The sequence below is a fragment of the Streptomyces himastatinicus ATCC 53653 genome (genome assembly GCF_000158915.1).
GTDB lineage: Bacteria > Actinomycetota > Actinomycetes > Streptomycetales > Streptomycetaceae > Streptomyces > Streptomyces himastatinicus.
The window spans coordinates 5,137,027-5,147,145 of record NZ_GG657754.1 but is presented as its reverse complement, the minus strand read 5'-3'; the positions used below and the strand labels follow the sequence as shown (position 1 = coordinate 5,147,145).

Genomic DNA, 10,119 nt, shown 5'->3' with positions numbered 1-10,119 from the left:
CCGGCGGTACCGACGGGCGTAACACCACGTCGGCGGCGCCCGCAGAAGCCACCGGGCCCGCGCCGTCCGCCGAGTCCGCCGAGTCAGCTGAGTCCGCAGAGAACGACCAGCCGTGATGATAGGAACGCCGATGAACACCACAGACCGCAGCTTGGACTGGCTGTTGGAGAACCTGCTGGAGAAGACGCCGGGGGCCCGGCACGCGCTGGTGCTGTCCCGGGACGGCCTCAAGCTGTGTCTCACGTCGGGGCTTTCCGTGGACCAGGCCGACCAGCTGTCGGCCATCGCCTCGGGCATCCAGAGCCTCTCCCACGGTGCGTCGATCGAGTTCGGGGACGGCAGCGGCGGCGTCCGGCAGTCCATGACGGAGTTCCACGGGGGCATCCTGTTCATCGTCGAGGCCGGTGAGGGTGCCCATCTGGCCGTCGTCGCGCACGACGAGGCCGACGTCGGCATCATCGGGCACAACATGAACGAAATGGTCGAGCAGATCGGCGACCATCTGCGGGCGGCGCCCCGTACCTTCGCGAACGGTGGCCGTGGCGGCGGGACGAACGCATGATCCGAGGGCCGCTCGACAGCGAGGACCCTGACCGGCTGTACACCGTCACCGGTGGCCGCAGCCGTGCCGACGAGAGCGTGTTCGACATGGTCACGCTCATCGTCAGCGAATCCGAACCGTCACTGGGCATGCAGTCCGAGCACGTCAAGATCCTGCGGATGTGCCGGCGGCCCATGGCGGTCGTGGAGATCTCCTCGTACCTGGGAATGCCCGTCAGCGTGGTCAAGATCCTGCTGTGCGACCTGCTCGACACCGGCAAGATCACCGCACGCCATCCGCATGCGGCCCGCCCCGACAACGGAGGGCTGCCCGAGCCCGAGACACTGAAGAAGGTGCTCGTTGCACTCCAGAACCTCTGACCGCGCCGACGTCCGGGCACCGCTGCGGGCGAGCGCGAGCGATGGCCTCAAGATCGTCGTCGTCGGCGGCTTCGGCGTGGGCAAGACGACGATGGTCCAGTCGGTGAGCGAGATCCGCCCGCTCAGCACCGAGGAGACGATGACCCAGGCTGGCGTCGGGATCGACGACGCCTCCTTCGTCCAGTCGAAGACGACCACCACGGTCGCCTTCGACTTCGGGCGCATCAGCCTGGACGAGCAGATGGTGCTCTATCTGTTCGGCGCGCCCGGACAGGAACGTTTCTGGTTCCTGTGGGACCGGCTCTTCGCCGGCACCCTGGGCGCGGTCGTCCTGGTGGACACCAACCGGCTCGCCGACTCCTGGTACGCCATCGACCGTCTCGAGTACCACGGGACGCCGTTCATCGTGGCCCGCAACAACTTCACCGAACCGCAGCACACCCTGGAGGAGGTCCGGGACGCGCTCGATCTGCCCTCGGACATCCCCGTGATCGACTGCGACGCCCGCGACCGCGACTCCAGCAAGGCCGTGCTGGTCGCGCTCGCCCGTCACCTCTACTCCCTGTCCACCTCCTCCGCCGCCCGGGAGACCACCGCGTGACCACCCCGGACCCCATGCCCCCGCTCGAGGACCCCTTCGCCCCCGCCGCACCGCCCCTGCTGGGCTGGCCGGAGCAGCCGGACGCGGTGCGGCTGGACATGCAGCTGCTCCGTACCGACCCGGACGAGCTGTACCGCAAGCTCCGGCGCGAGCACGGCCCCGTCGTGCCCGTGCTGCTCGAACCGGACATCCCCGTCTGGATGGTGCTCGGCTACCGGGAGCTGCTCCGGGTCACCACGGACCCCAACCTGTTCGCCCGCGACTCACGCCGCTGGCACTCCTGGGACCGGGTCCCGCCGGACTGGGAACTGATGACCTTCGTCGCCTACCGGCCGACGATGCTGTTCTCCGAGGGCGCCGATCACGAGCGGCGGTCCGAGGCGATCATCGACAGCATGGAGTCCGTGGACCCGTCCGAACTGCGGGCGCAGTGCGAGCGCGTCGCGGACTCGCTGATCGACGTCTTCGCGGGCAGCGGCCGCGCCGATCTGATGGCCGAGTACGCCAGCCAGATCCCGCTGCGGGTGCTGAACCGCATGTACGGCCTGGACGACTCCCCCGAGATCGTGCAGGAGACGGTGGACCTGGTCAGCGGGAACGGGGGCCCGGAGGCGCACCAGAACCTGCTGAACCGGATGGTGGCGCTGCTGGAGAACGCCCGGTCCAACCCCGGTGCGAACAACATCGCCTCGGTGCTGGCGTTCCACCCGGCGGGCCTCACCGACGAGGAGATCCTCAACGACCTCCTGGGCAACGTCTACGCGGCCCACCAGCCCACCACCGACCTGATCGGCAACGCGCTGCGGCTGATGCTCACCGACGAGCGGTTCGCGGTCACCATGGCCGGCGGGCGGCGCAGCGTGGGCCAGGCGCTCAACGAGGTGCTGTGGGAGGCCACCCCGGTCCCCAACTGGGTCGGCCGCTGGGCCTCCGAGGACACCATGTTCGCCGGTCGCCACATCCGTAAGGGCGACTGCATGATGCTGGGCCTCGCCGCGGCCAACGCCGACCCCGACGTACGTCCCGACTTCCGGGCCGGGGCGGCGGGCAACCAGGCCCACATGGCCTTCAGCCACGGCACCCACGGCTGCCCCCAGGTCGCCCGCGAACTGGCCGAGAACATCGCCATGGCCGCGATCGAGGTCCTGATCGACCGCCTCCCGGACGTGACCCTGTCGGTCACCCCGGACGAGCTCCAGTGGCGCTCCGCGCTGATGATGCGCGGCGTGTCGTCCATTCCGGTCGACTTCACCCCGGCGTTCCACCGCTGACACCCTCCTCGGCCCCGGCGGTGCGCACGCCCCGCCGGGGCTGTCGGCTGTCCGCGCTCCGCCGACCGCTCAGCGCAGGGCGTTGAAGACCGCTTCGGCCCGGTCGCGCTCGGAGAACAGGGCCCACGCGGTGTCGGCGATGTCATCGGGGTCGAGCGACATGTCCTTCACGTCGCCGAACTGCTCAGGCCGGGACGTCACCATCCGGTAGATGTCGCCGCGCTCGACGGCCCCGCCGATGACGAGCGCCCCCGCGTAGATCCCCTGCCCGGACAGCGCCGCGTTCAGCGTGAGGGCGTAATTGCGCAGCGCGGCCGAGAGGATCGCCAGGTTGCCGAGGGCGGGCATCGGCAGCACCGCGCTGAGACCGGTCGCGAACAGCAGCCCCCCGCCGCCGCGTTCGACCATGCCGGGCAGCACCTGCTGGACCACGTCGACGGCCGGGTACATCCAGCTCATCCCCGTGCGGACGCTCTCCGAGTCGGCCTCGGTGATCGTGGTGGGCCAGGCGTCGGCGTCGGCCGCGGCGGGGCCGTAGTAGACCAGGTCGATGCTTCCGTACCGCTCGGCGACGGCGTCCAGGGCGGACCGCAGACCGTCCGCGTCGCGCACGTCGGCCGGGAAGGACCCGGCCTCGATGCCCGCCGCGGCCAGCTCCTCCAGATATCCGGCATGCCGCGCTCCGCTGCGGGACACCAGGGCCACGGTGTAGCCCTCGCGGCCGAAGCGATGGGCGATGGCCATGCCGAGGCCGGGTCCGACTCCGATGACGACGGCGGTCCCGCGGGGTGATGCGGACATGTGGACGTCCTTTCCGAAGCACGTCGAAGGCAAGTTGAGGGTCATCTCAACTTATGGTCGCGACGGTAGCACGGAACATGAGGGAAGCCTCGACTTTTGTAGGATGGCCGCCATGACAGCCGGATCCAGGCCCCTGCGGGCCGACGCCGCGCGCAATCGCGACAAACTGCTGCGCGCCGCCACCGTGGTGTTCGGGGAGCGCGGCCTCGAAGCCCCGCTGGAGGAGGTGGCCCGCCGGGCCGGTGTCAGCATCGGCACGCTCTACAACCACTTCCCCACCCGGGAGGCGCTCTTCGACGCGATCTTCCCGGAGCGGCTCGCCGCCCTGGAGCGCATCGCCACCGCGGCTCTGGAAGACCCCAGCCCCTGGGACGGGTTCACCGGCTACGTCGAGGGGCTCTTCGCCCTCCAGGCCGAGGACCGCGGGCTCAACGACGCGGTCGCCCAGCGCTTCCCCGCCGCGGCCGAGCTGAACGAGGCGTCCCGGGAGTGCCTCCGGCACACCGAGCGGATCATCGAACGCGCCAAGGAGGGCGGTGGGCTGCGCGCCGACTTCGAACCGCAGGATCTCGCCGTTCTGGTCTGGGCGATGTCCCAGGTGATCCGGGAGTCCATGGACACGGCGCCACGGGCCTGGCGGCGCTGTCTGGCGTTCTTCCTCGACGGCCTGCGGGCCGACGCCGCCCACCCCATCGCCGAACCCGCCCTGACCCAGGGCCAGATGATCCGCATCGTGGAGCGCTCGGCGCCGCGCGGCTGAGGGGCACCCCTGGGGCCGCAAGCGCGCTGGACCTTCCCTCCCCGCGTACGGAAGGTCCAGCACGCCTACTCGGAAGCTCGCCCTTAATGCTCACGGGCGCGCGTTAAGCTGGGGGCGTCACCGTATCCGGACGTGGGCACGTCACGCAATGGCGTACCGGCCGGTAGCGGCTCAAAGAAGTGAAGATCTCGTGCGCCCGGGTTCGGGCGGGACGTAGGGTCGGCCCGTTACGGACCCCCTTCCGCGGTACAGGAGACATGGCGGCTCACCAACCATGAACGCGCGACCACCCCACGGCTCGGCGCGCCCCGGCGGACGTACGGCACGGACCCGCGTCGCCGTGCTGACCGCCGCCTACGAGGCACTCGGCGCCGAATCGTTCAGCGCCCTCACCCTCGACAAGCTCGCCGAGCGCTCCGGGGTGCACGTGTCGACCATCCGGCGGCGCTGGCGGACGGTGGAGGGCGTCGTCGTCGATCTGCTGGCCGAGCGCAGCTCCACGCTCCCCACCCCCGACTCGGGCGACTTCCGGCGGGATCTGCACGAACTCGCCCAGGCCATCGGCGACTTCACCGACGCGCTGCGCAACCGCAACGTCATCCAGGGGCTGCTGGCGGCCGCCGCCCACGATCCACGGGTCGAGGAGATCGTCCGCGCCGCCTTCGTCGGCCGGACCGAGCAGGTGACCCGGATCGTGCGGCATGCGATCGACCGGGGCGAACTGCCCGCGGACACCGACGCCAAGGACGTCATCGCCGCGCTGGGCGCGCCCTTCTACTACCGGGTGCTCATCCTGCGCGGGTCCATCGACGCCCGGCTGGTGCGGACCAGTGCCGAGGCGGCCTATCACGCGGCGCGGGCGGGGGTGTTCGGGGCCGGGCCGGACGGCGAGTGAGGCCCCCGGCCCGTGAGCCGGGCCGGGGGCGTCACCGGGGAGCGTTCAGGACCGGGCGCCGCGCTCCTTCAGCATGTCGGCCATCAGCTGGATCTCCGACTGCTGGGCCTGCACCATCGTCCTGGCCAGCCGCTTCTCGGGCGGGTCCGTGACCAGGTCTACCGCGCCCTCCGCCATCGCGACACCGCCCTTGTGGTGGGCGGTCATCAGCTTCAGGTAGAGCACCTCGGCCGCCTTGCCCTTGGCCTTGCGCAGCTGGTCCAGCTCGGTGTTGGTGGCCATGCCCGGCATGAGCGAACCGTCGTGCGGCTTGTAGGCATGGTCCATGCCCTCCATGCCGTCCGAGCCGTGTTTCATCCACGTCATCGGCGCGTCCTCGGACGCCCGGTCGAGACCCCACCGGTCCAGCCAGCCCTGGAGGATCCCGCGCTCGGTGGCCTGCGCGGTGAGGATGTCGAACGCCAGCCGCCGCACGTCCTCGTCGCCGGTGCGGTCGCGCACGATGAGCGACATCTCCACCGCCTGCTGATGGTGGGTGGACATGTCGCGGGCGAAACCGGCCTCGGCGGAGGTGTCCTTCGGGGTGCCGTTGCCGGTCGTGCCCTCCGAGCGGTCGCTCATCAGCCACACCACCCCCACCGCCACCAGCGTCAGCACCGCGAGGGCGGCGGTGATCCCCGCAACCAGCGGCTGCCGTGACGCACGGCCGACGGCGGTGGTCCCGTCCGTCACGACGACTTCCCGTTGGTGCAGTAGGCGTTCGGCTCGGGGGTCTGCTTGCCCTGTACGAACTTCTTGAAGAACGCGGCCACCCGCGGGTCCGACGCCTTCTGTATCTTCAGCTGGTTGCCCCACGCGTTGAGGACGATCGGCGTGCTCTGGTCCTCGTAGGGGCTCATCAGCGAGTACTTGGTCTTCTCCACCCGGGCCTTGAGGGTGGCGACGTCCTCCTTCGACGCCTTGTCGTTGTACGTCACCCACACCGCGCCGTGCTCCAGCGAGTGCACCGCGTTCTCCTTGGTCAGCGGCTTGGTGTAGACGTCGCCGTCGCAGTTCTGCCAGACCTGGTTGTGGTTTCCGCCGACCGGCGGCGACATCGCGTACTTCACCGAGCCGCCCACATGGGTGCGGCCCAGGTTCTTCCAGGTCGTCATGCCCTTGAACTCACCGGTCTTCACGACCGAGGAGGAGACCTTCGTGGCCTTCTCCTCCTTCTTGTTGCCCGCGTCGACCAGGAAGAAGCCGCCGACGGCCAGCCCGGCGACGATCACCGTGCAGGAGGTGATGGTGATGATCCGGTACCGGCGCTCGCGGGCCTTCTCCGCGCGGCGCAGCTCCTCTATCTTCGCGCGGCGCTCGGCCGCGCCCTTCGTCTTCGATCCCTTGGAAGCCATGGCTGTCCCAGTCCTCGCAGTTCTCGCACTGTCGCACTGAATGAGTGAAGTGATGGCGGACGTCGGCGATCGGCCTAGGTGCGGAGTACTTGGAGCTGATGGAGGCCGAGGGCGTGGACATGGGTGTCGGGCGGCGCCCGTACGGAGTCCCTGCCCCGTGGGCCGTCCGGCGGCCGGAAACCGACGAGGGCGGGCGGCGGGACGGGGGCGGGCACCAGGGCGGGGTTCCCGCCGCGGGGACCGGCCACGCAGTCGTCGCTGCCGCCGCCCGGGGTCTTCGCGTCGTTCCCGGCGGCCGGGGCGATGGGTGCGGTGTGGAGCTGGGCGAGGGGGGTGGCCAGGGCCCGCCCCGGGGGCGGCCGTTCGAGCCGTGGTTCGGCCACGAGACGGTGCCGGCAGCCCTCGGATATCGGCGGATGGTCGCCGCCGGAGTGGACGCACGACGGCGCCACCCACAGCATCGCGGCGAGGAGCGGCAGGACACGTCCGAGCGCGGAGCGCACGGTGGCTCGCACCGTGCGCTTCCGTATGCCGTCGTCTCCGCCCCGCCCTCTGCCCATCGCGCCAGATCGTAACCAGTGGGCCTGCCGGGGCTGAACGGGTAGCACGGCAATCACGTCATTCGCGTGGCCGCCCGCGCGGCGCTCAGGGTGCGCGGATGCGCATCGCGGGCACCCGATAGGTGCATGTGTGCGCTCTTACGCACATAGGGGGTGGCGGGGGCGGACCGTACGCCCCCGTTGGCGCACCACGCGGTGTGATCAGACCTCGCTGACCGGGGCGATCAGCCCGGCGGTGGACGCCGGGGGGACCGGGCCCACGCGGGCGCTGACCAGGTCGCCGCGCTCCAGGAAGCCCGTACCGCTCAGGTCGACGTGGACGCGCAGCCCGTAGGCGTCGTCGGGGTCCAGCTCGCCCGGGACCGTGACGCTGAACGGGATGTGGCCTGCCGGGCTCAGCGGTACGTCGGTCTGCACCTGCGCCCCCACGACGGAGGTGGCCACATCGGCGCGGGACACGTTGCGCACCTCCACCACCACCCGGGCCGCCCGGACCGTGGGGGTGTCCGGGGGCAGGGACACGATGCCGCTCAGGACACTGCTCATGCGCGCCATTACATGCCACCCGGGGGCCCTCGTGTAACACGGTCGGGGGTCCCGTACGGCCATCCGGGTGGGGAAGTGGCCGGGGGCCCGTCGGTCCCGATCCGGCCATGATCCGGTCATGGTTGCGCTCCCGCGGACGTGGCGTGGCGCCCCCGCCCGGCGGAGCCGGGCAGGGCCGGACGCGGCCCGGAATCCCGGGCCGCGTCGTGTCGTCGTTCAGGCGCACGGATCGTTCACGCCGAGCAGCGCTCACCGTTCAGGGTGAAGGCGCGGGGCGGGGAGTTGCGGCCGTCCCAGGTGCCGAGGAAGCCCACGGAGAAGGGCTTGTCGGCGTCGACGTGCTTGTTGTAGTCGGCCGGGGTGGTGGTCACCGTGCCACCGCGCTGGGTGAATTGGCCGTTCCACATCTGGGTGACGCGCTGGGAGTCGGGGAAGTCCCAGGTGATCCGCCAGGTGTCGAGCGCACTGCGGGAGGTCAGCGTGAGCTCGGCCTTGAAGCCGTCGGGCCATTCGGTGACCACGTTGTAGCGGGCCGTGCAGCTGGGCTTGTCCGAGGATTTCGGGGGCTTCGGGTTCGAGCCGTCTCCGGGCCGGTGGCCCTGGCCCGCGTCCTGCGAGCTGGAGGGCGAGGCGGGCGCGGACGTGCGCTTCCCGTCCTTGTCCCCGTCGCGGTCCTCGTCCGCCGGGTCGTCCTTCCCGGCCTTGTCCTCCACGCCGTCGCCGCTGCGGGAGGAGGACGGCTCGGCGGAGCCACCCGGGCCGGTGGGGGTCCCGGTGTCCACCGGTGTGGTGTCCGAGGGGGCGCCGCCCGGGGCGGTGGTGTCACGGGCCACGCGGCCGGTGGCCTGCTCTTCGGTCCCGTCGCCGGACACCGCGGCGGTTCTGGTTAACGCGACCATCATGGCCAGCGCCACCACGGCCACCACCGCCAGGGCGACCGTTGCCGTACGGGCTCTGCGCACACCGTGGGTGGCTCTTCTGCGCCCGGTCGGACCGATGCCGAGTCTCTGGCGCAGCAGGCGCGGCGCCATCATCAGCGGCCCGCCGACCTTGTCCAGGACCCGGTCCCGTAACGGGATGCGGACGGCGTGCGACGCCGGTGCGGTCGACGCGGAGGTGGCGCCCGGGGTGCGCTCGGCGGTTCTTCGCCGCCGCGCCACGTATCCGGAGCCGCCCCAGCCCAGCACCCCGCCGGCCAGCGCGTTGGGCAGCCCGCCACCGTGCAGATACAGGCAGGCGGCGGCCTCGCGGCAGTTACGGCAACGAGCGAGGTGCTGCCACAGGTCCGCAGGGGAGTGGGCATCGGGCGAACGGGTGGCTGCGTCCAGCAGCTTGGCGTAGCTGCGGCACTCCTCATGCGTGAGGGTGTCCAGATGGTTGCGCTGGCAGCGCTGCCGGAAGGCGGCCCGCACCCGGGCGATCTCCTCCGCTGCGTACTCGATGTCGCCGCCCAGCTGCCAGGCCAGCGCCTCGACCGGCTGCGATTCCACCTCGACTTCCCACAGCAGCGCCCCGTCGCGTTCCCCCAGGTCGCGCAGGCCGCGCAGGGCGAGCGGCTGTTCGCGGGGCGGGACGGCGTAGCGGGTGACACCGGTGGAGGAGAGCCAGACCCGCAGCTCCGGGTCGAGCCGGTCGCCGTCCCGGTGGGTGTGCCAGTCGGCGGCGGTCTTGCGTACGGACGTCAGGAGCAGCGGAAGCCACGGCAGCCGCGGCCCCCAGGATCGGGCCCGGCGGTTGCGGGCGGCCCTGATGCCGCGCCGGAACGCCTCGGTGGCCAGCCGCATGCCGTCTTCGGGGGTGGTGGTGCACAGGTTCGCGTAGTCGGCTACCGCGTCCCAGTAGAGGTTGAGCAGGACCGTCGGGGAGACGGCTTCGGTGTCCGCTGCGGAGACGGACGGTTGGCCGGGTGGCGCGAAGGCGCCGTCCCGGGATGCCGAGTGGTCGGGCATGGAGGCACATTCCTCACTCACGAACAGTGGCGCCCCCGCCAGGGGGGCAAGCCTCTCACATGGGGCCGCGGGGTGGGCAGCCAACAGCACAGATCTGACTCGGAGTTGGGGATTCCCCTTCACGGGTGGGCCGAGCCTTTCACGTCTGTGAGTCGGCTGACAAGAGACGATAGAGGAGTGCGGGAGGTGTTGTGTCCGAGGTGCCCGGACCGTGATGGTCCGGGCCCCTCGGGTGGTGAGTGACGTATCGTCAGAAATGGCCATGACGCGGCATCAGAAAGTGTTCTGACGTCTCATCAGGTGCCCCGCGTCCGGCCGCTCGGAGCGTCCGCGCAGCGGGTGTCCTGGGTGCTCGGGTGCTCCCTCCGATCGGCTCGCCCCGGCGCCCCCAGGGGGCAATCACCCCATCACTCCGCGAAAC

General features: G+C 71.1%; 12 protein-coding genes. 6 read left to right on the top strand and 6 right to left on the bottom strand.

All coding sequences use genetic code 11. The features are described 5' to 3' along the window. The first annotated feature begins 130 nt into the window (after positions 1–130). Genes SSOG_RS21670 through SSOG_RS21655 form a run of 4 tightly spaced genes read left to right on the top strand, consistent with a single transcriptional unit; the run spans position 131 to position 2,793 of the window. Positions 131–562 (top strand): roadblock/LC7 domain-containing protein, encoded by a 432-nt coding sequence (locus SSOG_RS21670; RefSeq protein ID WP_039938305.1) that lies wholly within the window; start codon positions 131–133, stop codon positions 560–562. After that, complete coding sequence (locus tag SSOG_RS21665) at positions 559–921, top strand: DUF742 domain-containing protein (protein WP_009716375.1); 363 nt, start codon at positions 559–561, stop codon at positions 919–921. The genes SSOG_RS21670 and SSOG_RS21665 overlap by 4 nt, the downstream gene beginning before the upstream one ends. Beyond that, the gene (locus SSOG_RS21660; protein ID WP_009716374.1) at positions 902–1,522 is read left to right on the top strand and encodes a GTP-binding protein; all 621 of its coding nucleotides are present in this window, start codon (positions 902–904) and stop codon (positions 1,520–1,522) included. The genes SSOG_RS21665 and SSOG_RS21660 overlap by 20 nt, the downstream gene beginning before the upstream one ends. Next, positions 1,519–2,793, top strand: a complete 1,275-nt coding sequence (locus SSOG_RS21655; RefSeq protein WP_009716373.1) for a cytochrome P450 — start codon at positions 1,519–1,521, stop codon at positions 2,791–2,793. Before SSOG_RS21660 ends, SSOG_RS21655 begins: the two co-directional genes overlap by 4 nt. Positions 2,794–2,862: 69 nt before the next feature. On the opposite strand, the gene SSOG_RS21650 is transcribed toward SSOG_RS21655, so the two are convergent. Beyond that, positions 2,863–3,594, bottom strand: coding sequence for an SDR family NAD(P)-dependent oxidoreductase (locus SSOG_RS21650; RefSeq protein WP_039938303.1), 732 nt, complete (start codon positions 3,592–3,594; stop codon positions 2,863–2,865). Positions 3,595–3,706: 112 nt separating this feature from the next. On the opposite strand from SSOG_RS21650, the gene SSOG_RS21645 reads away from it, so the two are divergent. Both SSOG_RS21645 and SSOG_RS21640 read left to right on the top strand, forming a co-directional pair. Further along, on the top strand, positions 3,707–4,354 hold the full coding sequence (locus tag SSOG_RS21645) for a TetR/AcrR family transcriptional regulator (RefSeq protein ID WP_039941488.1): 648 nt from the start codon (positions 3,707–3,709) through the stop codon (positions 4,352–4,354). Positions 4,355–4,628: 274 nt separating this feature from the next. Then, positions 4,629–5,249 (top strand): TetR-like C-terminal domain-containing protein, encoded by a 621-nt coding sequence (locus SSOG_RS21640; protein ID WP_009716370.1) that lies wholly within the window; start codon positions 4,629–4,631, stop codon positions 5,247–5,249. A 45-nt stretch (positions 5,250–5,294) separates the two neighbouring features. Here SSOG_RS21640 and SSOG_RS21635 read toward each other — a convergent pair whose 3' ends face one another. From SSOG_RS21635 to SSOG_RS21615, 5 genes are all read right to left on the bottom strand, one after another. After that, positions 5,295–5,981: a DUF305 domain-containing protein gene (locus tag SSOG_RS21635; RefSeq protein ID WP_039938301.1), complete on the bottom strand. Its 687-nt coding sequence runs from the start codon at positions 5,979–5,981 to the stop codon at positions 5,295–5,297. Next, positions 5,978–6,643 (bottom strand): thioredoxin-like domain-containing protein, encoded by a 666-nt coding sequence (locus SSOG_RS21630; RefSeq protein ID WP_009716368.1) that lies wholly within the window; start codon positions 6,641–6,643, stop codon positions 5,978–5,980. The genes SSOG_RS21635 and SSOG_RS21630 overlap by 4 nt, the downstream gene beginning before the upstream one ends. A gap of 74 nt (positions 6,644–6,717) precedes the next feature. Continuing rightward, positions 6,718–7,203 (bottom strand): hypothetical protein, encoded by a 486-nt coding sequence (locus SSOG_RS21625; protein WP_009716367.1) that lies wholly within the window; start codon positions 7,201–7,203, stop codon positions 6,718–6,720. Between the two features lie 201 nt (positions 7,204–7,404). Next, positions 7,405–7,749 carry a hypothetical protein gene (locus tag SSOG_RS21620; RefSeq protein ID WP_039941486.1) on the bottom strand — a complete coding sequence of 115 codons (345 nt, stop codon included), beginning with the start codon at positions 7,747–7,749 and terminating at the stop codon, positions 7,405–7,407. Between the two features lie 233 nt (positions 7,750–7,982). Continuing rightward, complete coding sequence (locus SSOG_RS21615) at positions 7,983–9,698, bottom strand: cellulose-binding domain-containing protein (RefSeq protein WP_039938297.1); 1,716 nt, start codon at positions 9,696–9,698, stop codon at positions 7,983–7,985. Positions 9,699–10,119: the final 421 nt, after the last annotated feature.

What these genes read in the sequence shown, in the direction of transcription:
- SSOG_RS21620 (WP_039941486.1), bottom strand. Translation starts at nt 7,749, where the DNA reads ATGAGCAGTGTCCTGAGCGGCATCGTGTCCCTGCCCCCGGACACCCCC.
- SSOG_RS21665 (WP_009716375.1), top strand. Translation starts at nt 559, where the DNA reads ATGATCCGAGGGCCGCTCGACAGCGAGGACCCTGACCGGCTGTACACC.
- SSOG_RS21625 (WP_009716367.1), bottom strand. Translation starts at nt 7,203, where the DNA reads ATGGGCAGAGGGCGGGGCGGAGACGACGGCATACGGAAGCGCACGGTG.
- SSOG_RS21615 (WP_039938297.1), bottom strand. Translation starts at nt 9,698, where the DNA reads ATGCCCGACCACTCGGCATCCCGGGACGGCGCCTTCGCGCCACCCGGC.
- SSOG_RS21650 (WP_039938303.1), bottom strand. Translation starts at nt 3,594, where the DNA reads ATGTCCGCATCACCCCGCGGGACCGCCGTCGTCATCGGAGTCGGACCC.
- SSOG_RS21640 (WP_009716370.1), top strand. Translation starts at nt 4,629, where the DNA reads ATGAACGCGCGACCACCCCACGGCTCGGCGCGCCCCGGCGGACGTACG.
- SSOG_RS21645 (WP_039941488.1), top strand. Translation starts at nt 3,707, where the DNA reads ATGACAGCCGGATCCAGGCCCCTGCGGGCCGACGCCGCGCGCAATCGC.
- SSOG_RS21630 (WP_009716368.1), bottom strand. Translation starts at nt 6,643, where the DNA reads ATGGCTTCCAAGGGATCGAAGACGAAGGGCGCGGCCGAGCGCCGCGCG.
- SSOG_RS21670 (WP_039938305.1), top strand. Translation starts at nt 131, where the DNA reads ATGAACACCACAGACCGCAGCTTGGACTGGCTGTTGGAGAACCTGCTG.